General features: G+C 51.8%; 19 protein-coding genes, 1 other RNA gene and 1 pseudogene. 15 read left to right on the top strand and 6 right to left on the bottom strand.

What is annotated here, in order from left to right; all coding sequences use genetic code 11:
* Nucleotides 1-13: 13 nt before the first annotated feature.
* From ACPAOP_RS09470 to kbl, 3 genes are read right to left on the bottom strand one after another with little or no spacing between them, the layout of a single operon-like run.
* Nucleotides 14-1,396, bottom strand: a complete 1,383-nt coding sequence (locus ACPAOP_RS09470; protein WP_423682004.1) for an L-serine ammonia-lyase — start codon at nt 1,394-1,396, stop codon at nt 14-16.
* 27 nt (nt 1,397-1,423) lie between these two features.
* On the bottom strand, nt 1,424-2,395 hold the full coding sequence (locus ACPAOP_RS09465) for an NAD-dependent epimerase/dehydratase family protein (protein ID WP_423707778.1): 972 nt from the start codon (nt 2,393-2,395) through the stop codon (nt 1,424-1,426).
* A gap of 9 nt (nt 2,396-2,404) precedes the next feature.
* Nucleotides 2,405-3,610: a glycine C-acetyltransferase gene (kbl, locus tag ACPAOP_RS09460; RefSeq protein ID WP_423707776.1), complete on the bottom strand. Its 1,206-nt coding sequence runs from the start codon at nt 3,608-3,610 to the stop codon at nt 2,405-2,407.
* 158 nt (nt 3,611-3,768) lie between these two features.
* On the opposite strand from kbl, the gene ACPAOP_RS09455 reads away from it, so the two are divergent.
* The 3 genes from ACPAOP_RS09455 (at nt 3,769) to thrC (ending at nt 7,838) form a co-directional block, all read left to right on the top strand.
* Complete coding sequence (locus ACPAOP_RS09455; RefSeq protein ID WP_423682007.1) at nt 3,769-4,341, top strand: helix-turn-helix domain-containing protein; 573 nt, start codon at nt 3,769-3,771, stop codon at nt 4,339-4,341.
* A gap of 209 nt (nt 4,342-4,550) precedes the next feature.
* Nucleotides 4,551-6,194 carry an OFA family MFS transporter gene (locus ACPAOP_RS09450; RefSeq protein WP_423707775.1) on the top strand — a complete coding sequence of 548 codons (1,644 nt, stop codon included), beginning with the start codon at nt 4,551-4,553 and terminating at the stop codon, nt 6,192-6,194.
* A 183-nt stretch (nt 6,195-6,377) separates the two neighbouring features.
* Entirely contained in the window at nt 6,378-7,838 is a 1,461-nt protein-coding gene (thrC, locus tag ACPAOP_RS09445) for a threonine synthase (protein ID WP_423707773.1), read from the top strand.
* Nucleotides 7,839-7,963: 125 nt separating this feature from the next.
* Here the strand turns inward: thrC and ACPAOP_RS09440 are convergent, their stop codons facing one another.
* On the bottom strand, nt 7,964-8,845 hold the full coding sequence (locus tag ACPAOP_RS09440) for an EamA family transporter (RefSeq protein ID WP_423707771.1): 882 nt from the start codon (nt 8,843-8,845) through the stop codon (nt 7,964-7,966).
* Nucleotides 8,846-8,940: 95 nt separating this feature from the next.
* A complete protein-coding gene (locus ACPAOP_RS09435) occupies nt 8,941-9,249 on the bottom strand; it encodes a DUF1272 domain-containing protein (protein WP_423707770.1) in 309 nt (102 codons plus the stop codon).
* A gap of 373 nt (nt 9,250-9,622) precedes the next feature.
* Here ACPAOP_RS09435 and ACPAOP_RS09430 point away from each other — a divergent pair.
* The 5 genes and pseudogenes from ACPAOP_RS09430 (at nt 9,623) to ACPAOP_RS09410 (ending at nt 14,151) form a co-directional block, all read left to right on the top strand.
* Nucleotides 9,623-10,508: pseudogene (locus ACPAOP_RS09430) on the top strand (PhzF family phenazine biosynthesis protein).
* 131 nt (nt 10,509-10,639) lie between these two features.
* Nucleotides 10,640-11,761, top strand: a complete 1,122-nt coding sequence (gene ribBA / locus ACPAOP_RS09425) for a bifunctional 3,4-dihydroxy-2-butanone-4-phosphate synthase/GTP cyclohydrolase II (protein WP_423682015.1) — start codon at nt 10,640-10,642, stop codon at nt 11,759-11,761.
* Between the two features lie 82 nt (nt 11,762-11,843).
* Nucleotides 11,844-12,341: a 6,7-dimethyl-8-ribityllumazine synthase gene (gene ribH / locus ACPAOP_RS09420; protein ID WP_186883573.1), complete on the top strand. Its 498-nt coding sequence runs from the start codon at nt 11,844-11,846 to the stop codon at nt 12,339-12,341.
* A gap of 88 nt (nt 12,342-12,429) precedes the next feature.
* Nucleotides 12,430-12,891 (top strand): transcription antitermination factor NusB, encoded by a 462-nt coding sequence (gene nusB / locus ACPAOP_RS09415; RefSeq protein WP_423682016.1) that lies wholly within the window; start codon nt 12,430-12,432, stop codon nt 12,889-12,891.
* An 81-nt stretch (nt 12,892-12,972) separates the two neighbouring features.
* Nucleotides 12,973-14,151 (top strand): pyridoxal phosphate-dependent aminotransferase, encoded by a 1,179-nt coding sequence (locus ACPAOP_RS09410; protein ID WP_423707769.1) that lies wholly within the window; start codon nt 12,973-12,975, stop codon nt 14,149-14,151.
* 49 nt (nt 14,152-14,200) lie between these two features.
* On the opposite strand, the gene ACPAOP_RS09405 is transcribed toward ACPAOP_RS09410, so the two are convergent.
* Nucleotides 14,201-15,139, bottom strand: a complete 939-nt coding sequence (locus ACPAOP_RS09405) for a transglycosylase SLT domain-containing protein (protein WP_423707768.1) — start codon at nt 15,137-15,139, stop codon at nt 14,201-14,203.
* Between the two features lie 486 nt (nt 15,140-15,625).
* On the opposite strand from ACPAOP_RS09405, the gene ubiD reads away from it, so the two are divergent.
* From ubiD to ACPAOP_RS09370, 7 genes are all read left to right on the top strand, one after another.
* Nucleotides 15,626-17,110, top strand: a complete 1,485-nt coding sequence (gene ubiD, locus ACPAOP_RS09400; RefSeq protein WP_423710001.1) for a 4-hydroxy-3-polyprenylbenzoate decarboxylase — start codon at nt 15,626-15,628, stop codon at nt 17,108-17,110.
* A gap of 285 nt (nt 17,111-17,395) precedes the next feature.
* An RNA gene (gene ffs, locus ACPAOP_RS09395) (signal recognition particle sRNA small type) lies at nt 17,396-17,494 on the top strand.
* A gap of 203 nt (nt 17,495-17,697) precedes the next feature.
* Entirely contained in the window at nt 17,698-18,492 is a 795-nt protein-coding gene (locus ACPAOP_RS09390; protein WP_423707767.1) for a potassium channel family protein, read from the top strand.
* A 186-nt stretch (nt 18,493-18,678) separates the two neighbouring features.
* Nucleotides 18,679-20,856, top strand: a complete 2,178-nt coding sequence (locus ACPAOP_RS09385; protein WP_423707766.1) for a DNA polymerase III subunit gamma/tau — start codon at nt 18,679-18,681, stop codon at nt 20,854-20,856.
* 62 nt (nt 20,857-20,918) lie between these two features.
* Complete coding sequence (locus ACPAOP_RS09380; RefSeq protein WP_423682023.1) at nt 20,919-21,245, top strand: YbaB/EbfC family nucleoid-associated protein; 327 nt, start codon at nt 20,919-20,921, stop codon at nt 21,243-21,245.
* Nucleotides 21,246-21,247: 2 nt separating this feature from the next.
* Nucleotides 21,248-21,844, top strand: coding sequence for a recombination mediator RecR (gene recR, locus ACPAOP_RS09375; protein WP_423682024.1), 597 nt, complete (start codon nt 21,248-21,250; stop codon nt 21,842-21,844).
* A 79-nt stretch (nt 21,845-21,923) separates the two neighbouring features.
* Entirely contained in the window at nt 21,924-23,165 is a 1,242-nt protein-coding gene (locus tag ACPAOP_RS09370) for a CaiB/BaiF CoA transferase family protein (RefSeq protein ID WP_423707765.1), read from the top strand.
* Nucleotides 23,166-23,168 lie beyond the last annotated feature (3 nt).

The raw sequence follows: 23,168 nt of genomic DNA, 5'->3' as shown, positions 1-23,168 counted from the left end.
AGTTTAGCTCTTGTCAGCAAGCCGCATAGTTCACAGTCACAACGTGAACTGCAAGGCCGCCTAATGAGGTTTCTTTGTATTTTGCCTGCATGTCGGCACCGGTCTGACGCATCGTTTCTATCGCATCGTCAAGCGTGACCTTATGCTGGCCATCGCCGCGCAGTGCAAGTGAAGCCGCCGTGATGGCTTTGACTGCTCCCATGCCGTTGCGTTCTATACAGGGAATCTGTACCAGCCCGCCGATAGGGTCGCAGGTCATTCCCAGATGATGTTCTATGCCGATTTCAGCCGCAGCCTCGATCTGTGCGTTGGTGCCACCGAGTGCTGCTGTCAGACCGGCGGCGGCCATTGCGCAGGCGACGCCGACCTCGCCCTGGCAGCCTATCTCTGCGCCGGAAATGGAGGCATTTTTTTTGCACAACATTCCAATTGCGGATGCAGCGAGCAAAAAGTTACGTATACCTTGCTCAGGGTTAGATGGCTTACAGTCTTCGGCATAATAGCGCAACACCGCAGGAATAATGCCGGCGGCACCATTGGTCGGGGCCGTCACAACGCGGCCACCGGCCGCATTTTCTTCATTGACGGCCATTGCGTACAAGCTGACTCTGTGCAAGCCATCATGTGGCAACACATCTGCGCTGGAATTCGCCGCGCGCCATAGATTCGCAGCGCGCCTCTTTACCTGCAAACCACCGGGTAATTCGCCGCTCATCTGTAAGCCACGGGCGATACAGGCTTTCATCACCGCCCAGATGTTATCGATACCCGCGTTTAACTCTTCGTCACTGCAGTGACAGTTTTCGTTCGCGCGTAACATCGTTGTGATCGACAAGCCCGTACGTTGGCCATGAGCGAGTAAATCTTCCATGGTGTTGAACGGAAATGGTACTGGTATTGCTGTGCTTTTTCTCTCAGTCGGAGTGGCTGCTAATTCCTCTTCAGAGTAAATAAAACCGCCGCCGGTGGAGTAGTAAGTTTTTTCAGAAATACTGCCGTCGCTGCGCGTGAGGAAAAATTTGAGACCATTCGGATGGCCGGGTAAGACTTCCTGTTTGAACCAGAGCAGATCGGTTTGCGGATCAAATGCCACGCTGTGCTGCCCGAGTAAATTCAGTTGTCGGGTCTGCTTCAGAATGGCAAGCTTTTCTTCGACGCTTTCTGGCGCAACATCTTGCGGAGTTTCTCCCATCAGGCCAAGCAGCACTGCTTTGTCGGTGGCGTGACCGACACCAGTCAGGGCGAGTGAACCATACAGCGCAACCTGCACTTTTGTTGCCAGATGCAGATCGGGTGTTTCTAGTAAAAAGCGCCTGCCAGCCAGCATGGGGCCAACGGTGTGAGAGCTGGAGGGGCCGACGCCAATTTTAAATAAATCAAATACACGCATGTCCATCGTCGTTACTCCAGTCTCAAATTTTTATTATGCAGCCTTGTCTAATCCTTTGGCTGCTACGGTGATATTTTTCAGCATGTCAGCGACCAACGCATCGAGGCCAATATTCGCTTGCCATTTCCAGTCCTTCTGTGCCTGACTGTCGTCCAGACTTTGTGGCCAGGAAGCGGCAATTGCTTGTCTGCTGTCCGGGGCGTAGTGTATTTCAAATACAGGCAAATTTTGTTTGATTGCAGCGGCCAATTCACGCGGATTGAAACTTAAACCTGCGACATTATAGGAGGAACGTACAGAAAGTTTGGTGGCGTCCGCATCCATCAGTGAAATTGTGGCGCGGATCGCATCTGGCATGTAGATCATCGGCAGCGTGGTTTCTGATTCCAGAAAACATTCATAAGATTCGCCACGCAGTGCAGAATGGAAAATCGCAATCGCATAATCAGTGGTGCCGCCGCCTGGTGGAGACTTATAACTGATGATGCCGGGATAGCGAATGCTGCGGACATCGACGCCATATTTTTCGAAATAATATTCGCACAGACGTTCACCGGCGAGTTTGCTGATGCCGTAGATTGTGCTTGGATCCATTACCGTGTATTGCGGCGTATTGACCGGCGGTGTGTTCGGGCCAAACGCGGCGATGGAGGAAGGCCAGAATACTTTCAGTGGTTTTCCCGCCTCACCGCGGATGCGCGCGATTTCCAGAATATTCAGCAAGCCGTCCATGTTCAGTTCCCAGGCTTTCAGCGGCGCTTTTTCACCAGTTGCCGATAACAGTGCTGCCAGCTGATAAACCTGCGTGATGTTGTACTGTTCTATCACTTCGCTGATACGGGCTGCATTCAGTACGTCGATGATTTCATAAATTTTTGCGCCGTACAGGCTGGCGGGGCTGATATCGGCTGCCACCACGTTGTCCGCACCATGCTGCAGTGCGAGTGCTTCAACCAGCTCGCTGCCGATCTGACCATTCGCGCCAATAACTAATATTTTTTCCATGTTGATTCCTTATTTAATCAGACCCAGTTCGCGGCCAGCTTGGGCAAAAGCAGCGAGTGCGGTGTTAAGTTGTTCTGTTGTGTGTGCGGCAGACAGCTGGACGCGAACCCGGGCTTGCCCCATCGGCACGACCGGATAGAAGAAGCCGGTGACAAATACGCCGAGCTCATACAGGCGCGCGGCAAATTTTTGCGCAACTGGCGCATCGAACAGCATGACCGGGACGACAGGATGTGTACCCGGTTTAATCGTGAATCCCAGCGATACGATCTCACGGCGGAAGTGTTCGGTATTCGCATGCAGACGATCCCGTAGTTCTGTTGAAGAAGACAGACGTTGCAATACCGATAAAGAGGCACCGGCGATTGAGGGCGCAAGCGTATTCGAGAACAGGTAAGGGCGTGATTTCTGACGCAGGGTGTTGATCACTTCTTTGCGCCCCGCTGTAAAGCCGCCCATCGCACCGCCCAATGCTTTGCCCAGCGTGCCTGTGATGATGTCGACACGCCCGATGACATTATGATGTTCATGCGTGCCGCGTCCGGTTTTACCCATGAAGCCGGAGGCATGACATTCGTCTATCATCACCAGGGCGTCATATTTATCTGCCAGTGCGCAGATTTTATCGAGTTGGGCAATCGTGCCGTCCATTGAGAATACGCCATCGGTCACGATGATGCGGTGGCGTTTATCTGCAGCAGCTTGCAGTTGCGTTTCCAGATCAGCCATGTCGTTGTGTGCATAGCGATAGCGTGCAGCTTTACAGAGGCGGATGCCGTCGATAATCGATGCGTGATTCAGTGCGTCGGAAATGATGGCGTCATTTTCGTCAAACAGGGGTTCAAATACACCACCGTTAGCGTCGAATGCGGCAGCATACAAAATGCAATCTTCGGTACCGAGAAATTCTGCGATCGCTTTTTCCAGTTGCTTGTGTACCGTTTGCGTGCCGCAGATGAAACGTACCGATGACAAGCCATAGCCAAATTGTTCGGTCGCAGCGATGGATGCCTGCACCATCGCTTCGTCGCCGGACAGTCCCAGATAGTTATTTGCGCACAGGTTGATTAACTGGCGACCATCGTCGCAAGTGACAACCGCACCCTGACGCGAGGCGATCACGCGTTCGGTTTTATATAAACCTTGCTCGCGTAAATTGTTGAGATTTCCGGCTAAGTTACTGAAAAAGTGTTGTCTGGATGTTGTCTGGCTCATGGTTGTCTCGGTAAATGCTGTGGCTGAGTGGTTTCTGCTGTTAGACTGAGAAAAGAAATTTTTAACTTATTTTGAAAGAATTAAAAATTTCAATATGTAGAACATAAATTCGATATATCGAATGCTAAGCATTAATGTTTAATGACGCAAGAGCCTTTATGAAAAAAGTTTTATCGAATACGCCGCCAGAAGTTGGCGCAACCTTACAGAAATTGCGTCTCGACCGCGGTCTGACACTGGAAGATTTATCGCGTACGGCAGGTGTCTCCAAGTCGATGCTGTCGCAGATTGAGCGTGAAAAAGCCAATCCCACCATTGCTGTTGCCTGGCGACTGGCAAATGCGCTTGGTGTCACCATGGCGGAATTATTGTCATCCGAAGTCCCGCAGCAGGACGTGATCCGATTACTGGAATCGCATGAAACGCCGACCCTCTCTGGCGAACATGCCGGTTATGTCCTGCGCATTCTTGGTCCTATGGATCTGGCAGGTAAATATGAATGGTACGAGCTGACATTGGCACCCGGCGGTGCATTGGTATCGAACCCGCATGACCCCGGCACGACTGAACATCTGACGGTTCTGCAGGGAAGCGTAGAAATTGAAGTGGATAATACGCGCAAGAAAGTCAAAGTCGGGGGGACGGCCCGCTACGAAGCAGATAAGAGTCACGCCATCAGAAACACCGGTAAAACTGAAGCAAAAGCATTGATGGTGGTGATACACCGTTGAGTCAGCTCATTGCCGCCGAATGACAGATGGGCTGACGCAAGACTTGCCACAGGCTGCAAACGACCGTTTTTTTGCTGAGAAGGGTAAGGCAGTTCATCCGGAAAGCTAAATTTTAGTAACAAAATGCAATATGAATCCTGGGCAAAGTACTTGCTTTGATAAGCTCATCGATATTATTCAAAAGGCATTTTTTTAAACAGGAGTGTTGTATGTCGCAACCGCAACCGGGATGGCTTGCTAAAGAGCGTACGATCGCAGGCGAGGGTTTTAACCGCTGGCTGGTGCCGCCAGCTGCATTGGCAATACATCTGTGCATTGGTATGGCATACGGCTTTTCAGTATTCTGGTTACCCTTATCGCGTGCCATAGGGATGAAAAATCCGGTCGCCTGTCCTCAGGAAATGAGCTTGCTGACTGAGTTGTTCACCAGCGATTGCGACTGGCGCATTTCCACGCTTGCGTGGATGTATACCCTGTTTTTCGTCTTTCTCGGCAGTTCGGCCGCCTTATTCGGTAAATGGCTGGAACATGCCGGGCCTCGCAAGGCAGGTATTGTGTCCGCTGTCTGCTGGTGTGGTGGTCTGGTCATTTCCGCGTTTGGTATTTACATTCATCAGATGTGGCTGATGTGGCTGGGCGCCGGTGTGATCGGCGGTATCGGGCTGGGGCTTGGCTATATTTCGCCAGTTTCCACTTTGATTAAATGGTTTCCCGATCGTCGCGGTATGGCGACTGGCATGGCGATCATGGGTTTTGGTGGCGGTGCTATGGTCGGTGCCCCTTTGGCCGACTGGCTGATGCGTTTCTATGCAACACCGGTATCCGTCGGTGTCTGGGAAACTTTCCTGACGATGGCGGCGATTTACTTTGTCTTTATGCTGGCCGGTGCTTTTGCTTATCGCGTTCCGGCTTCGGGCTGGGCGCCACCGGGCTGGGCACCTGTACCTGCACAGATCAGCAACGTTATGATCACCAGTCGGCATGTGCATCTGGAGAAAGCCTGGAAGACGCCGCAGTTCTGGCTGATCTGGTGCGTATTGTGTCTCAATGTTTCAGCAGGGATAGGTGTTCTGGGTATGGCATCGCCGCTCTTGCAGGAAGTATTTGGCGGCAAGCTGATCGGTGTTGATCTCGCTTTCAATGAACTCAGTGTGGAGCAGAAAACGCAGATTGCAACGATTGCGGCCGGCTTTACCGGTTTGCTGTCTTTGTTCAATATCGGCGGGCGTTTTTTCTGGGCTTCCTGTTCTGATTATCTCGGCCGCAAGGCAACGTATTTCATATTCTTTGCACTCGGTTTCGTGCTGTATTCCGCGGTACCCAGTGCAGGTAAGGCTGGCAGCCTGGCGCTGTTTGTGCTGGCATTCTGCATTATTTTGTCGATGTATGGCGGTGGCTTTGCCACGGTTCCTGCGTATCTTGCCGACATGTTCGGCTCGCAGATGGTCGGTGCCATTCACGGCCGCTTACTGACAGCGTGGGCAACCGCCGGCGTGCTGGGGCCTTTACTGATTACTTATATCCGCGAATACCAGATCGCCAACGGGGTACCGAAAGCGCAGGCTTACGATGTCACGATGTATATCCTCGCCGGAATGTTGGTTCTGGGCTTTCTCAGCAACGCACTGATACGCCCGGTGCAGGCAGAGAATTTTATGAGTGACGAGGAGCTGGCAGTCGAACGTAAGCTCGCACATGACCGTAATCTTGCCGTCAATAGCAGCGGAATGATTGCAGTCGCGCGCGAAGCCAGTCACCCAGTCTTACTGATCGCCGCCTGGGCTGTTGTCGGTATTCCTATGCTGGCAGGAATCTGGATCACTTTTCAGAAAGCCATCGTGCTGTTTAAATGACAGCCCGGCAAAGGGGTTCTGAGGAATAAAAATCGCACAGGTTTGTACAAAGCCGGCCAGCGTGGCGCGCTCGCTGACAACGCCGGGGCTTACTTTCATTCGTTTTGCCTGGGTTTTGAGGGGGTAAGGGCGATATAATAGACGGAAAATTCATCCAACCTCTTAATTTACTTCAGTCATCTTATGCAATATGTTTCAACCCGCGGACATACCGCCGCACAAAATTTCTCGGAAATTCTCTTAGGTGGTCTGGCGCCGGATGGTGGATTGTATTTGCCCACCAGCTATCCACAGGTCAGTGGCGCAGAACTGGATGCATGGCGCGGTTTGTCATACGCTGGTCTGGCGTTTGAAGTCTTGAAAAAATTCGCGACCGATATTCCGGCGGAAGACCTCAAAGCGATTGTTGAAAAAACCTACACGGCAGATGTCTATCGCAATGCGCGTCAGGGTGAAGACGCAGCGCAAATCACACCGCTGCGCGTGCTCGAAGATAAAGAGGGCCGCAAGCTGATCCTGCAAGCCTTATCGAACGGCCCGACGCTGGCGTTCAAAGATATGGCGATGCAATTGCTCGGCAATCTGTTTGAATATGCGCTGGCAAAAAAACAGGCCGAACTGAATATTTTTGGTGCCACTTCCGGTGATACCGGCAGCGCTGCTGAATATGCGATGCGTGGCAAAAAAGGCATACGCGTTTTCATGCTGTCGCCGCATAAAAAAATGAGCGCATTCCAGACCGCACAAATGTTCAGCCTGCAAGACCCGAATATTTTTAATATCGCTGTCGAAGGCGTGTTTGATGATTGCCAGGATATGGTGAAGGCTGTCTCTAATGATCTGGCGTATAAAGAGCGTCAGAAAATCGGCACGGTGAATTCGATCAACTGGGCGCGTGTGGTCGCGCAAGTGGTGTACTACTTCCGCGGTTATCTGAGTGCGACGACCAGCAATGAGCAAAAGGTGTCGTTCACCGTGCCTTCGGGTAATTTCGGCAATATCTGTGCCGGACACATCGCACGCATGATGGGCTTGCCTATTGATAAGCTGGTGGTGGCAACCAATGAAAATGATGTGCTGGATGAGTTTTTCCGCACCGGCGTGTATCGTGTGCGTAAGTCGGCAGAAACCTGGCACACCACCAGCCCGTCAATGGATATTTCCAAAGCTTCTAACTTTGAACGCTTCATTTACGATCTGCTCGATGGCGATGCAGCAAGGGTCAAAGCCTTGTTTGGCAAAGTGGAAACGGCTGGTGGTTTTGATTTGTCCGGTCAGCCTGGCAGCGATGGCGATGAATTTAAAAAGGTAGCCCGTTTCGGTTTTCAATCAGGTAAATCTGTGCATGCAGACAGGTTGAACACGATACGTCAGGTTGAAAAAAATTACGGCATCACTATCGATACGCATACGGCCGATGGTATCAAGGTCGCGCTGGAGCATATAGAAAATGGTGTGCCTATGATCGTGCTGGAAACTGCCTTGCCAGCCAAATTTAATGAAACCATCCGCGAAGCACTGGGGCGTGATGCGGAACGTCCGGCGGGTTTTGAAAACATTGAAGCCTTGCCACAACGCTTTGTTGTCATGACAACCGATGTGGAAAAAATGAAAGCCTACATCGCGACAAATACTGGTCTTTAATCAGAACTGTCTTCCTGTTTGTTGATGCGCCTTTTCGCAGTTTGTAGCCTGCGAAGGCGCATTTCTATTGTGGGTGTATTTTTTGATTGCGATTTTATTATGTCGGGTCAGCTCTGACCGCCTTCTCAGAGTGGATGAAAAATGTCCCGCAAGTGACTCAGTAATCGCGGCCCGAACACATTAATCAGCAAACCACACATCATGATCACCGCGCCCGCGATCTGCAGCGGACTCAGCGCCTCACCAAGTAAGACCCACGCGGCTGTCAGGCCGATGACCGGCACCATCAAGGTCAGTGGTGCAACCATGTGTGTCGGCAGGCTTGCCAGTAAGCGTCCCCATAAAGTATAGCCAATCAGGGTCGCGGCGAACGCCAGATAAACAATGGTCAGCGCCGATGGCAAGCTCATATTCTTCAGGCTGTGGCTGATCTGTTCGCTGCCTTCAAACCAAAGTGACAGCAGGAAAAACGGAATCACCGGCACCAGTGCGCTCCACGACACCAGACTCAGCACCGCCGTCGGCCCGATTTTCTTGCTGATCACATTCCCGCTCGCCCACGAAATGGCGGCGCAAATGGTCAGTGCAAAACCCGCTAAGGTAACCTGACTGGCCGAGCTGGCGATGCTGGCGCTGCCGAGCAAGACCAGCCCACAGCTGGCAATCAGCATACCCAGCAAATTGCTGAGGCGCAGTTTGTCGCCAAAAACAAGTGCCGATAAACCTACTGTAAAAAAAGCCTGCGCCTGCAATACCAGTGAGGCCAGACCCGCTGGCATCCCGATAGCCATGGCGGAAAACAGAAAAGCGAATTGTCCGAGGCTGATGGTCATTGCATAGGCGATCAGCAGCTTTAGCGGTACTTTGGGGCGCGGTAAAAACAAAATCGCGGGAAACGCGACCAGCATGAAACGCAGGGTTCCCATCAGAAGCGGTGGAATGCCGCGCAGGCCGATTTTGATGACGACGAAATTCATTCCCCACAAAAAGACTACGATCAATGCCATCAGAAGGTGGCGGGGGCTTAGGCTGTTCTGCGACATATCGTCCGTCAAAAAAGTGGGGAAAAGGCAGTACTCTGTTTCTCTTACTAATTTTAAGATCAGCGCTGATCTGCTGATCGTCCTTGCAAGCTTTGCAGCAATGCCTGATGCGCGACCAGATCCGCAGGGCGGTATTTTCTGACGGTGCTTGCCGGGTAATTGCTCAGGTTATTGCCACCTTTCCAATTCTGTACCGGACGCACCGGGCGCGGGCTGAAACCACCGCCACAATTCGGACAAACGTTATGCAATATCGTCTCTGCACAGTCGGCACAAAAAGTGCATTCAAAACTGCAAATCCGCGCATTACTCGCGGCTGGCGGTAAATCGGTATCGCAATGCTCACAGCCGGGACGAAGTTCTAACATGATGATCAAAATGGTCGTGGAGAAAGTATGCCTTTAGCATAACAGCCTCAGCCGGCGATCAACATATTTTTAGCTGGCTTTTGCTGCCCATGTCGTGCGGTGCGCCACATTTTTGTTGTGGTGCGTTGTTGTCGCGTCATTCCGGAGGCGCTATACATATGCTCTGTAGCGCCTATAGATACTCCCCCGAGTATGTTTTAAGCGCCTTATTTTATGCTGACAATAAGGCGAAAATTGCACATACTCCCTTCTTTTCTCATTTTTTGAGGTTTCCTGTGGTGCGTACGACATACTTTGCGCCAGTAATAGGTGAGGCCATGCCGATTATCCATAGTCGTATGTATCGCATGTAGTATGTATAAGGTGAATGATGATGCGTAATTACCCTTACCGAATTCTGAACGTGTTTGCCGAGTCTGACTTTGGCGGAAATCCCCTGTGTGTGTTTGAACATGCGGAAGGCTTGTCGGATGCAGAAATGCAGGCGCTGGCCTTGCAGTTTAATTTGTCGGAAACCACGTTCATTCTGTCGTCCGGTAAGGCGACTGCGCGCATGCGGATTTTTACACCGGGCACAGAGATGGCGTTCGCAGGTCATCCCAGTATCGGTACTGCCCACGTGGTCTCTGCACTTTTTGGCGCAAGCGATGCGCTGACACTGGAATGTAAAGCGGGGATCGTATCGCTGAACCTGCACGATCAGGTGTGGACGTTTGCCGCACCGCAGGCGGTGCGGACGCGGCCGTGTGAGTCGAGCCCGGCAGAAATCGCGCATCTGCTTGGTTTGCATGAAGACGATTTATTGTCGGCGCCGCTGTGGGTCAATACCGGGTCTGATCAGTTGTTGGTCGCATTGAAAACGCTGGGCGCAGTTCGTAGTGCGCGACCGGATGCTGCCTTGCTTGGTGCCTGGCCTGTAAGCAGTCTGGGGCGGCGTACCGCGTATGTGTTTGCGTTTGATGCTGCTGATGCTGGTGCGGATGCGGACGCAGCGTGTCGTCAACTGGTGACTGCGCGTTATTTCTTTGTTCGCCCTGAAGGCGGTATCGGTGAAGACCCCGCAACCGGCTCCGCCTGCGCCAATCTGGGTGGCTGGTGGCTGGCGTCAGGGCGCGACCTGCCCGCGAGCTTCGTGGTGGAACAGGGGGGGGCAAATGCGACGGCCGAGTCAGCTTTATCTGGATGTGGCAGGTGATACAACCATCAGGGTTGGCGGCAAAGTCGTCGAAATCGGTCGCGGCATGATTCAAATCAGCTAAAAAGACGGGGAATCCGCAGAAAGCACGGGTAGTGTTGCGGGAAATCCTTTAAAATAGCGTCTTCATTCAAATGCAGTCAGTGGAGCGCCGCCTTAAGCGCCGGCGCTGAGCCCACTACAGGATATTTCCCTATGAGCATGTCAAATACATTAGAAATCGTCGCAGAACTGCGCGCTGGACGCATGGTGATTCTGGTTGACGAGGAAGACCGTGAAAATGAAGGTGATCTGGTGATGGCGGCGGAATTCGTCACGCCGGAAGCGATTAATTTCATGGCGAAATATGGCCGTGGTCTGATTTGCCTTACACTGACGGAAGAACGTTGCGAAGAGCTGAATCTGGCGATGATGACCAGCCGTAACGGCACGTCGTTTGGTACGAATTTCACAGTATCGATTGAAGCTGCAGAGGGTGTGACTACCGGTATTTCAGCAGCTGATCGTGCACGCACTGTGCAAGTGGCGGTGGATAAGAAATCGACCGCGCATGACATCGTGCAGCCAGGTCATGTGTTCCCGTTGAAAGCGCAAAAGGGAGGTGTGCTGATGCGCGCTGGTCATACGGAAGCCGGTTGTGATCTGACGGAAATGGCCGGGCTGACACCGGCTTCAGTGATCTGCGAGATCATGAAGGACGACGGCACGATGGCACGTCTGCCGGATCTGATCGAATTCGCGAAAGAGCATAATCTTAAAATCGGTACGATTGCAGATCTGATTCATTACCGCAGCCAGACTGAAAGCATCGTTGATCGTGTTGCCGAACGGAAGATGGATACGGTGCATGGTAGTTTTCAGGCAGTGGTGTATCGCGATAAGCCAAGCGGATCAGCGCATCTGGCGTTGATTCACGGTGATATTTCGGCAGAAAAAGAAACCCTGGTACGCGTGCATCAGCCAGTATCGATTCTGGATTTACTGGAGAGTAAGGCGACCACGCATTCCTGGAATATCGCAGCAGCGATGCAGACGGTGCAGGCAGCGGATTCCGGCGTCATTGTGTTGTTAAATTGCGAGGAAACTGCCGAGCAGATGTTTGACCAGTTTAAAGCGTTGCAAACGCCGGACAGCCGCCCGGCGACAGGTCGTGCTGCCCGCATGGATTTGCGTAATTACGGTATCGGTGCACAAATTTTGAAAGATGTTGGTGTACGTAAGATGAAGCTGCTGGCGAGTCCGCGTAAAATGCCGTCAATGACAGGGTTTAATCTGGAAGTAGTCGGTTACATGGATAAGCCGGAAGCAGCGCAATAACATTGCTCAGTCGTTTCTGGTTTTCTGGCCTCTAATTTCGTTACCCACCCCATTCAGGCGCGTCAGCGCGAGAGAGAATATTATGACAGTAGGACATTACGAATCAAATCTGGACGGCGCCGGTGTACGCGTTGGTATCGTACAGGCACGTTTTAACGAAGTCGTTGGCAATGGTTTGCTGACTGCTTGCCTCGCTGAACTCGCACGTCTTGGTGTGATGAACGAAGATATTTTGCATGTAACCGTACCGGGTGCACTGGAAGTGCCGCTGGCATTGCAAAAGCTGGCAGAAACTAATCAGTTTGACGCGCTGATCGCATTGGGTGCGGTGATTCGCGGCGAAACCTATCATTTTGAATTGGTATCGAATGAATCCGGTGCTGGTATCACCCGCGTCGGTCTGGATTCCGGCATTCCTATCGCGAATGCGATTCTGACGACAGAAAACGATGAGCAGGCGGAAGTACGCATGTTTGAAAAAGGCACAGATGCGGCCCGTGTCGCGGTTGAAATGGCAAATCTGACGCTGGCACTGGAAGAATTGGCTGAAGCCACAGAAGAAGTCGATTACGACGCTTAAGTCGAGTACAGACCGGCCTCGCTGTGTTGATACAGAGCCGGTGCTGTCACCGCAGTTGAAGAACAGGTAAGATCAAGCAAGAGAACATATGAATAATAATTCCATACACGCCAATCCTAATAAGAGCCGTTCACCACGTCATCGTGCGCGCGAATTTGCGTTGCAGGGGCTGTATCAGTGGTTGTTGAATAACGAAGATTCCGGCGTGATTGATGCGCATATCCGCCAGGCGCATGGCTTTGACAAAGCGGATCGTGAGCATTTTGATGCTTTATTGCATGGCTCCATCAACAATTCCATCGCTTTGCGCGAAGACTTCGCGCCCTTGATTGACCGCCCTGTGGCTGAATTGTCACCGATAGAACACGCAGTGTTGCTGATCGGCGCGTATGAACTCAAAAATCACATAGAAATTCCTTACCGTGTTGTGATTAATGAAGCAGTAGAGCTGACCAAGTCTTTCGGTGGCCTCGATGGCCATAAATATGTCAACGGCGTTTTAGATAAGCTGGCAGCTAAATTGCGTCCGAATGAGGTCGCTGCTAAGTAAATTTCGTATTCAGGTAATACAGATCACACCGCCTTTTTCTACGACAGAAAACAGGCGGTTTTTTTTCAGGATTTCATTTGTATGCATAATAATCTCGCCTCCCGTCTCGATCATATCGCTCCGTTTCATGTGATGGAGCTCATGAAAATGGCTTCGGCACTCGAAGATCAGGGGCGTCACCTGATCCATATGGGAATCGGTGAGCCGGATTTCACTGCGCCGCAGGCGGTGATTGATGCCGCCGCCAGAGCGATGGCGGAAGGTCGCCTGCAATATACTTCGGCGCTCGGCCTGCCAGCGTTACGGGAGGCGATTTCAGCGTATTACTTACAACAGTGTGGCCTGACGATTCCTGCTTCGCGCATTATCGTGACAGCCGGAGCCTCGGCGGCACTGTTGCTCGCCTGTGCGGCTTTAGTCGAGCCCGGCAAAGAAGTGCTGATGCCGGATCCCTGTTATCCGTGTAACCGTCATTTTGTGGCGGCGTTTAATGGTCTGGCGAAACTGGTCGCCAGTGGTGCCGAGGATCGCTTTCAGCTTTCCGACCGGATGGTGCGTGAACACTGGGATGATAATACCAGCGGCGTCTTGCTGGCATCGCCATCCAATCCAACCGGCACATCAATCAGCACATCTGAACTGACGGCGATCATTGCCAGCGTAAAGCAGCGCGGCGGCTTTACGATTGTCGATGAGATTTATCAGGGACTATCCTATGACGCCGCACCATTTTCTGCACTGTCTCTGGACGATGATGTGGTTGTAATCAACAGCTTCAGCAAGTATTTCAATATGACGGGCTGGCGTCTGGGCTGGATTGTTGTACCGGAACGCATCGTGCCTCATATAGAAAAACTGGCGCAAAATCTGTTTATCTGCGCTTCTTCTGTCGCCCAGCATGCAGCGTTGGCCTGTTTTGAACCTGAAACCATGGCTATTTATGAAAGCCGCAAGGCAGAATTTAAGCGTCGCCGTGATTACATCGTACCTGCTTTGCGGGAACTGGGTTTTGGTATTCCGGTCATGCCTGACGGGGCATTTTATGTTTATGCTGACTGCTCCCGTTTTACCACTGATGCCGATGCGTTCGCCAAAGAAGTGCTGACAGAGGCAGGGGTCGTGATTGTCCCTGGACTGGATTTTGGTCCGGCAACCGCCGGCACCTATGTCCGGCTCTCGTATGCGAACTCATTTGAGAATCTGCAGGAGGCAGTGGCAAGGCTCAGCCGGTTTTTGCAATCCAGACCGGCATCCAGATAAAAAAACAGCCTGACGTTCAGTCAGGCTGTTTTTTTGAGAGGCGGGGGACTTAAAGCGCAGCAACTTGTTCGGTATGCGTGGTTTTCGCTTTTGCTTCGGTAGGTTCTGTCTTCATTGCCGGTGCCGCTTCCAGTGGGCGTGGAGACGGTGTTGCGGTAGCCGGTGCCGCAAAGCTTGTCGGCACTTTCTTACCTGCAGAAACATCTTTCAGGCGTTTGTATTCGGTCAGAACCCGTGAGCCATAGCCGGAATCAGAATCAAAAGCACCTGCGCCAACGTACATTTTCAGGCCAGCTTCAACAGAGCCTGTGCGTGACACATAGTCCTTCAGAATCAAAGCGCCGACTTTGATATTGGCGACCGGGTTCAATGCCGCTTTGACGCCACCCATATCCTCAAATTTCTCCTGGTGAACTTTGGACATCACCTGCATCAAGCCTTGCGCACCGACAGGACTTTCCGCAAATGGATTCAGCCCGGATTCGATGGCCATCACTGACAGAATCAGCAGTGGATCAAGCTTGATTTCTTTGGCTGTCAGGTACGCCGCTGACACCAGCATATTGGTTGCATCGCTGGCGACACGGTAGCGTTTTGATAGCCAGTTGGTGACCCATTCCTGCTGACGCTGATTGCCCAGCATTTTGGCATCGTCTTCAGAGTATCCTGCCGCTTGTACATTGGCGCTGGTATTGGTCTTGCCAGGTGCCTGCATCAGCATTGCCAGGCTTGGTGGTGGTACTTCCGCTTCGGCGGTGGCTCCGGCTTCGGCGAAGGGAGACAGGTTCTTAAATTTGTCCGCCAGTTCAGGTTTGATGAACATCATCGCCAGCATGGCGATGGAGGTGATACCGAAAGCCATGAACAGATGGCGCATGGAGGTGATAAAACCGCTGGTTGTATCACGCGCTACAGACTGCAGCGCGGCGCGCTTCTCTTGCTTGGTTAAATTACTTTGTTGTACAGCTAAAATAAAACGTTGAAACATATTACCTCCTGAATATACGCGTCGCAAAAAAGCCGAACGACAAGCCGTTTGCACATTTATACTTTCGCGAATCAGAAACATCGTTTTCGTCGCAGGTTGCGATCGGAAAACGCCGGAGTTGTCTATCAAATTAAGTCCGTCAGACTTGGTACTGGAGTGTCCAGTGATAAACAACTATTTTCGGGGGAAGGCAGACGCCTTTTGAAAACAATCCTTACAATGTTATATGGGGCCCGATCCCCGTGAATGATGTTACCGATAATGGCGAAACTTTCTTTGCATCGAAAGTGGCGGAAGTTTTGACTTCTGCATCAAGTTGGGCGAATTGTAGGGGCGGTTTTATATCGAGTCAATACTATCAAAAACGTTTAATATAACTTATAGATATAATAAAATATACTGCAATGCAGCAAAATTCAATAAAATCAAGCACTTGGCGAATTAAGCTTGATCATCTGATTCAGACATGTAAAAAAGCGAAAAATGATTAAATATTTTGATTTGAGAGATTTTATTTCTCAGCTGCAACGAATCGACGAATTAAAGCAGGTAGATATAGAAGTGTCACCATATCTGGAAATGACGGAGGTCTGTGATCGCACCCTGCGCGCAGAAGGTCCTGCACTTTTATTCAATAAACCTGCGGGTCACAGTGTTCCTGTGCTGGCAAATTTATTTGGCACACCGCGTCGCGTTGCGCTTGGTATGGGAGCAACTGATGTCAGTGAATTGCGCCAGATCGGCCATGTGCTGTCGGCATTGAAAGAACCGGAACCACCGAAGGGCTTCAAAGACCTGGTGGGTATGGGCTCTCTGGTCAAAGCAGTGTGGGATATGGCGCCGAAAGAAGTCCGTGGCGCGAAGTGTCAGGAGATTGTATGGGAGGGAAATGATGTTGATCTTTCCCGCCTGCCGATACAGCACTGCTGGCCGGGTGATGTCGCGCCGCTGATTACATGGGGATTGGTGATTACCAAGGGGCCGAATAAGAAGCGTCAGAATCTGGGTATCTATCGCCAGCAGGTGCTTGGGCGGAATAAGGTGATTATGCGCTGGCTTGCTCACCGCGGCGGTGCGCTGGATTTCCGCGAACATTGCATTATCAATAAAGGCAAGCCTTATCCTATCGCTGTCGCACTTGGTGCTGATCCTGCCACAATTTTAGGCGCAGTGACGCCGGTGCCGGATAGTCTGTCCGAATACCAGTTTGCCGGTCTGTTGCGTGGCAGCCGTACTGAGCTGGTCAAAGCAATCGGCAGTGAATTGCGCGTACCGGCCTCGGCAGAAATTGTACTGGAAGGGCATATCTATCCGGATGAAGGTCATCCTTCCGGCTATGAGCATGCGCTGGAAGGACCGTATGGCGACCACACTGGTTATTACAATGAGCAGGACTGGTTTCCGGTATTCACTATCGATCGTATTACTATGCGACGCGATCCTATTTACCATTCCACCTATACCGGCAAACCTCCGGATGAACCCGCTATACTCGGTGTCGCTCTGAATGAAGTATTCATTCCTTTGCTGCAAAAGCAGTTCAGCGAGATTACTGATTTTTATTTGCCACCGGAAGGTTGCAGTTACCGTATGGCGGTCGTGCAGATGAAAAAATCGTATGCCGGGCATGCCAAGAGGGTGATGTTTGGCGTCTGGAGTTTCCTGCGTCAGTTTATGTATACCAAATTCATTGTGGTGGTGGATGAAGATGTGAATATCCGCGACTGGAAAGAGGTAATTTGGGCTATCACTACCCGTGTTGACCCATTACGCGACACCACACTGGTTGATAACACGCCTATCGATTATCTGGATTTCGCCTCTCCGGTAAGTGGTCTGGGCAGTAAGATGGGAATCGATGCGACTAATAAATGGCCGGGTGAAACCGACCGTGAATGGGGAACGACGATCACGATGACAGACGAAGTCAGAGACAGGGTTGATCAGATCTGGCAACAGCTGGGGCTGTAGCGCAAAGTATTGCTCGTGCTGCATTTATGCAAAATGATGGTGTGGAGCGGAAAATCATTGTGATGGCAGTTACAGTACGATGTTTTTTTGCATACTCAGTTGGATATATATAAGGAGTGTTGCTCGCTGCTGCGGCATACTGCGTTTCAGTTTGCCGCAGCAGAGCATTCTTGGTGCTACCGCGACCATATGGCAAGAGACTTTGTCTCGCAGGATTTTTTTAAGTGACATCGATTGCACGGAAACTCGTACAAATACGCGGCGGATTACGCTATAATGCTGGCTGGCGGGCCCCTGCGCATTGCGGCATGGCCAATCTGGTCAGGTCGGGAACGAAGCAGCCACAGTCATTTACCGCAAGTGCCGCAGATCAGGCTCGCCAACCAGTTTCTTCTTCTGTCAGACTTCATCTGATAATCTCACTTTTACTTCCACTGCTTACTTCTGACTGATAAACAACAGCCTGAATCGGTTGCGCGCCCTGATTCTGGTTGCTTGTTTTACGTTCAGCAGTTTCACTGTATCTTGGCTTTGTCCCGGGACATTCTTCCGGCGGTTTTCTGTTTTTCACATCAGACAACATATATATGGCGAAAACTATTCATTCCATCACAAAAGATTTTTTATCCTGGTTTGCGCGTCCCTTGCTTTTCAGTGGCTTGCTGTTGTCGATACCGGCTTTTTATTTGCTGATGATGGATGAACTGCCAATGGCACGTACAACCGGACATGCTTTGTATGCGTGTGTTGCCTTGTTTATCGTGCTGGATATGTATATTCAGTATCGCAAACAAGGCAGACATCGCCCGCTGAAGAGTGAGCTGGTGCTGGATGCCGTGATCGCTGTTGCATGTCTGGTGTGCAGTCTGCCGCTGGATCTGAAGTGGAGTACGGTGGAATGGTTACTCAGGCTTGCCTTATGCGCTGTTATTTTGCTGAGGATATCGATGCTGGTGTTGCGCTATGTGAAGCCCAGTCATCTGGTGCAGATCATCTTACTGGCGTTGTTCGTGCTAAGCGCAGCGGGTGGCGGGTTTTACTGGCTGGAGCCGGGAGTTAAAAGTTATGCTGATGGGGTGTGGCTGGCTTTCACCACAGTGGCGACGGTGGGATACGGCGATATGGTTCCGTCGACGCCGGCATCAAAAATTTTTGCGGTGTTTATCGTATTACTGGGATATGCATTATTTTCTGTGGTCACTGCTAATATTGCCGTTTTGTTTGTTGGCGAAGAAGAGGAAATGTTTGAGCGGGAGCTGCAACTTGATATCCGCGCATTGCGTCAGGAAGTGGCGGCTCTGCGCCAGGAGTTACATCACCGCGATGCTATCCTGAGACGGCTCGAACATTACATCAATGATCGTGAAAACAGTCGGATCTAAGCTCTGGTGGGATTGTTGCTGCCAGACTGTCGGCGTGATTTTAATTTCGTACTGCAGCATTAAGGTCAGGCGCAGCGGGCTGCGTGGTCATTATTCTGATAAAGCCTCTTGATATTGGTGATCGATATTTACAATATCAAAGATATCAGTCACTTTTACGTTTGCCGAATAGGGTAAAATCGCAGGATGTCCTATCAAGTTCTCGCCCGAAAATATCGTCCCAAAAGCTTTGACACGCTGGTGGGGCAAGAGCACGTGGTCCGTGCTTTAACGCATGCGCTGGAGCAGCAGCGGCTGCATCACGCCTATCTGTTTACCGGAACACGTGGTGTCGGCAAGACCACGTTGTCGCGCATTCTCGCCAAATCTTTTAATTGTGAAACAGGAATCACCGCAAATCCTTGCGGCGTCTGTGATGCCTGTACCGCTATTGATGCCGGCCGCTTTGTTGATTATATAGAGATGGACGCCGCATCTAACCGTGGTGTCGATGAAATGGCATCGCTGTTGGAGCAGGCAATTTATGCGCCGTCGAATGCACGATTTAAAGTGTATATGATCGACGAGGTGCACATGCTGACCAACCACGCGTTTAATGCGATGCTGAAAACGCTGGAAGAGCCGCCCGAGCACGTCAAATTTATTCTGGCAACCACCGACCCGCAGAAAATCCCGGTCACGGTCTTGTCGCGTTGCCTGCAATTTAATCTCAAGCAAATGCCGCCTGGCCATATTGTTGGTCATCTGGAAAATATTCTCGGGCAGGAGCATATTGAATTCGAGCAGCCCGCGCTGCGTCTGCTGGCGCAAGGCGCGCACGGTTCCATGCGGGATGCGTTATCTCTGACAGATCAGGCGATTGCGTACGCCGCGGGTAAGGTGAGTCTTGATGCCGTGCAAGGAATGCTGGGTGCGCTGGACCAGTCGTATCTGATTCGTTTACTGGATGCACTTGCTGACAATGACGGTAAAGCCTTGCTGGATGTCGCTGATGAAATGGCGGCGCGCAGTTTGTCGTATAAATCTGCTTTGCAGGATCTCGGCACTTTGCTGCATCAGCTGGCAATTGCACAGATGGTGCCGGCTGCAGTAGCCGACGATTTGCCTGAACGCGAGCATGTGCTGCGACTGGCAAATGTATTTAATAAAGAAGAAGTGCAGCTGTTTTATCAGATCGCTGTGCATGGCCGGAATGAACTGGCGCTGGCACCGGATGAATATGCCGGTTTCAGTATGACGCTGTTACGTATGCTGGCGTTCCGTCCGGTCGATGGTGGTGTGCTGATGCAGTCTGGCGGCACGGGTATTGCTCCAGCTCCGCGATCTGGAAATGCGATGCCTGCGCCCCCTGGCAGAGTGGCAGCTCCTGCTGTACCTGCGACAGCGGTCAATACTTCTAAACAAAACTCTGGGGTGGCTCAGCAAAATATGCCGGCACCACCTTCCGCAACGATCAACGGCGCAGGTACTGCTAACTTTGCACCTCCCGTGGCTGGAGTAGCAGCATCGAAACCAGTCAGTCCGGCAATGGCTGCGCTTGCAGCTGCGCGTGCGGCCAGTGCAAAAGCCGGGTCGGCGACGAAACCTGCTGTGGTGTTGAGCCCGGCAAAGGATGTCGTACCGGCCCCGCCATCAATTACCCCAGCGGCTTCTGCAACGTCTGCGCCGGTCTCTGTTGCTGCGAACGCTGTCATTGCCCCTGTTGTTGAGCCTGCTCCGGTAAGCAGGCCTGCGGCCGCCAGAGCATCGCAGGAAATGGAGCCGGTTGGCATGGATGATATGCCACCACCGTGGGATGACGATGTCTGGCAGGCGTCCGTACCCGCAACCGAGGCGTCCGCCAGTCCGGTTGTGGCACGCTCCGTCCAGCACACTGCTGCCGCTGAATCTGCGGCAGTGGTTCCTGCAGTGATGACGCAGGCAAACACTGCGCCAGCGTCTGAGGATCGTACTTTGTGGTCAGGCCCGGTTCCGGAGTTGAGCTGGGATGGCGATTGGCCAGTGCTGGCCGCGAGTCTGCCTGTGCGCGGCGTGGCGCAGCAACTGGCGCAGCAAAGTGAATTGATTCATTGCAGGCCAGATGGCAATGCGTTCGTGTTTGAACTGCGCGTGCCACTGTCGACCTTGTTGTCCGCAGGCAGTGTTGATAAGTTATCGGCCGCCTTATCTGAACGTTTCAGTAAAAACGTCAGGGTGGAAAGCAAGATCGGCGCGGTAGAGCTGACTGCTAACGCAAAAGCGGTTGCTGATCGCGAAGTGCGGCAACAACAGGCGGAGCAGGCAATACAAAATGACTCTTTTGTGCAAACCCTGATGCGTGAATTCGGCGCCACAATTGTGACTGGCAGTGTGCGTCCGGTCTGATCTGGTTTGTTCATTCTTTTTTTCTAATTTATTTATTTCCTTAATTTTCAGGAGCAATTCTTATGATGAAAAATCAACTCGCTGGCTTGATGAAACAAGCGCAGGCTATGCAAGACAACATGAAAAAAGCTCAGGAACAACTTGCCCTGATCGAAGTGGAAGGTCAGGCGGGCGCCGGCATGGTGAAGGTTGTCATGACATGTAAAAACGATGTGAAGCGCGTGACCATTGATCCATCCCTGTTTGGCGATGATAAAGATATGCTGGAAGATCTGGTGGCGGCGGCGTTCAATGACGCGGTACGTAAGGCAGAAGCAACATCGGCTGAAAAAATGTCAGGTCTGACAGCGGGCATGCCTTTGCCTCCTGGCTTCAAAATGCCATTCTGAGCGTGAAAAAAAACGGTAGCCTCGAACATCTGGCGGAAGCCCTGCGCCGCTTACCCGGCATAGGGCCGAAGTCGGCGCAGCGCATGGCATATCATCTGCTGCAGCATGACCGTGAAGCTGCATCCGGGCTCGGCCATGCTTTGCTGAACGCGGTTGACCGCATTCACCACTGCGCTTCTTGTAATACATTTACCGAGATCGACATCTGCGAAACCTGTCAGGACACAGAGCGCGACGACAGTATGCTGTGCGTCGTCGAGACGCCGTCGGATCAGATGATGATAGAACAGACCCTGACATTCAAGGGAATGTATTTTGTGCTGATGGGGCGTTTATCGCCGCTGGATGGCATAGGTCCTAAAGACATTTATCTGGAAAAGTTGATTGCACGCGCGACCAATGGCATAGTGAAAGAAGTGGTGCTGGCGACGAACTTCACTAACGAAGGTGAGGCAACCGCGCACTACATCAGCGAAACCCTGAAAGCTCGTGGTCTGAAAGTCAGCCGCCTGGCGCGTGGTGTACCTGTCGGTGGTGAGCTGGAATATGTTGATGCCGGCACGATTGCCCGCGCTATGCTTGACCGGCGCATCACCTGATGTGAACGCAATGCTTGTAATGCTGATGCAAGTTTTCTCCGGACACTGAAACTGACTTCCTTTTACATTCTTTTACCTCATGACTCAGAATCACAAGGGCCCTCTGGCTGGCATCAAAGTTCTTGAACTGGGCACCTTGATCGCGGGGCCTTTTTGTGCGCGTATGCTGGCGGAATTCGGTGCCGATGTGATTAAGGTCGAATCGCCGGATGGTGGTGATCCTCTGCGTCAGTGGCGCGTGTTAAAAGACGGCACTTCACTCTGGTGGAGTGTGCAGGCGCGGAATAAAAAAAGTATCACCCTGAATATGAAAAGCGAGGAAGGGCAGGAGATTGCCCGCCGGCTCGCGCTGGATGCCGATATCCTTATCGAAAATTATCGCCCCGGTGTGCTCGAAAAGTGGCAGTTGGGCTATGAACAATTGAAGGCGCTGAATCCGGCGACGATCATGGTGCGTTTGTCTGGTTATGGTCAGACCGGTCCGATGAAAGATCAGCCGGGCTTTGGTGCGATCGGTGAGTCTATGGGTGGTTTGCGTTATGTCTCTGGTCACGCTGACCGGCCACCGGTGCGGGTCGGTATTTCTATCGGTGACTCAGTCGCAGCCTTGCATGGTGTGATCGGTGCGATGATGGCTTTGCGCCATCGTGATGTTACAGGTGGACGCTGGAACGGAAAATCTGGGGAGCACAGTGTCGCAGGGCAGGGGCAGATGGTGGATGTCGCCTTATATGAATCAGTCTTCAATCTGATGGAATCGCTGGTGCCGGAATTTGATGTGGCTGGTGTTGTTCGCGAACGCACTGGCGGAGCGTTGCCCGGCATCGTGCCATCGAATACCTATACCACGGGCGACGGCGAAAATATTGTGATCGCCGGCAACGGTGATGCGATTTTTCATCGGTTGATGAAGGCAATACAGCGCGATGATCTGGCACATGATCCTGCGTTGTTGAGGAATGACGGCCGTGTGCCGCGCACGGCGGAAATTGATGCGGCGATACAGGACTGGTGTGCAACACAAGATATCGATAGCGCCTTACAAATACTGAAGGCGGCGGATGTGCCGGTCGGAAAAATATACTCGGTGCGCGATATGATGAATGATCCGCAATTTCAGGCGCGGAAAATGTTTGAACAGCACCATTTCGCGGATGGTGAGGGAATTAAGTTGCCCGCGATTTCACCAAAGTTATCAGAAACGCCGGGGCAAACCGCATGGCTCGGCCCCAAGCTGGGTGAACACAATCACGAGGTATTATCTGCGCTCGGTTACTCAGAAGCAGACATCGCAGAATTACAAAATAAAAAAATTATTTAATCG

This window comes from Undibacterium sp. WLX3042 (genome assembly GCF_049544825.1).
Taxonomy (GTDB): Bacteria; Pseudomonadota; Gammaproteobacteria; order Burkholderiales; family Burkholderiaceae_D; genus Undibacterium.
This window is presented reverse-complemented; position numbering and strand designations above follow the sequence as displayed.

Coding starts and splice junctions, on each gene's coding strand:
- ACPAOP_RS09470 (WP_423682004.1), bottom strand. CDS start 1,396: ATGGACATGCGTGTATTTGATTTATTTAAAATTGGCGTCGGCCCCTCC.
- ACPAOP_RS09465 (WP_423707778.1), bottom strand. CDS start 2,395: ATGGAAAAAATATTAGTTATTGGCGCGAATGGTCAGATCGGCAGCGAG.
- kbl (WP_423707776.1), bottom strand. CDS start 3,610: ATGAGCCAGACAACATCCAGACAACACTTTTTCAGTAACTTAGCCGGA.
- ACPAOP_RS09455 (WP_423682007.1), top strand. CDS start 3,769: ATGAAAAAAGTTTTATCGAATACGCCGCCAGAAGTTGGCGCAACCTTA.
- ACPAOP_RS09450 (WP_423707775.1), top strand. CDS start 4,551: ATGTCGCAACCGCAACCGGGATGGCTTGCTAAAGAGCGTACGATCGCA.
- thrC (WP_423707773.1), top strand. CDS start 6,378: ATGCAATATGTTTCAACCCGCGGACATACCGCCGCACAAAATTTCTCG.
- ACPAOP_RS09440 (WP_423707771.1), bottom strand. CDS start 8,845: ATGGCATTGATCGTAGTCTTTTTGTGGGGAATGAATTTCGTCGTCATC.
- ACPAOP_RS09435 (WP_423707770.1), bottom strand. CDS start 9,249: ATGTTAGAACTTCGTCCCGGCTGTGAGCATTGCGATACCGATTTACCG.
- ribBA (WP_423682015.1), top strand. CDS start 10,640: ATGAGCATGTCAAATACATTAGAAATCGTCGCAGAACTGCGCGCTGGA.
- ribH (WP_186883573.1), top strand. CDS start 11,844: ATGACAGTAGGACATTACGAATCAAATCTGGACGGCGCCGGTGTACGC.
- nusB (WP_423682016.1), top strand. CDS start 12,430: ATGAATAATAATTCCATACACGCCAATCCTAATAAGAGCCGTTCACCA.
- ACPAOP_RS09410 (WP_423707769.1), top strand. CDS start 12,973: ATGCATAATAATCTCGCCTCCCGTCTCGATCATATCGCTCCGTTTCAT.
- ACPAOP_RS09405 (WP_423707768.1), bottom strand. CDS start 15,139: ATGTTTCAACGTTTTATTTTAGCTGTACAACAAAGTAATTTAACCAAG.
- ACPAOP_RS09390 (WP_423707767.1), top strand. CDS start 17,698: ATGGCGAAAACTATTCATTCCATCACAAAAGATTTTTTATCCTGGTTT.
- ACPAOP_RS09385 (WP_423707766.1), top strand. CDS start 18,679: ATGTCCTATCAAGTTCTCGCCCGAAAATATCGTCCCAAAAGCTTTGAC.
- ACPAOP_RS09380 (WP_423682023.1), top strand. CDS start 20,919: ATGATGAAAAATCAACTCGCTGGCTTGATGAAACAAGCGCAGGCTATG.
- ACPAOP_RS09370 (WP_423707765.1), top strand. CDS start 21,924: ATGACTCAGAATCACAAGGGCCCTCTGGCTGGCATCAAAGTTCTTGAA.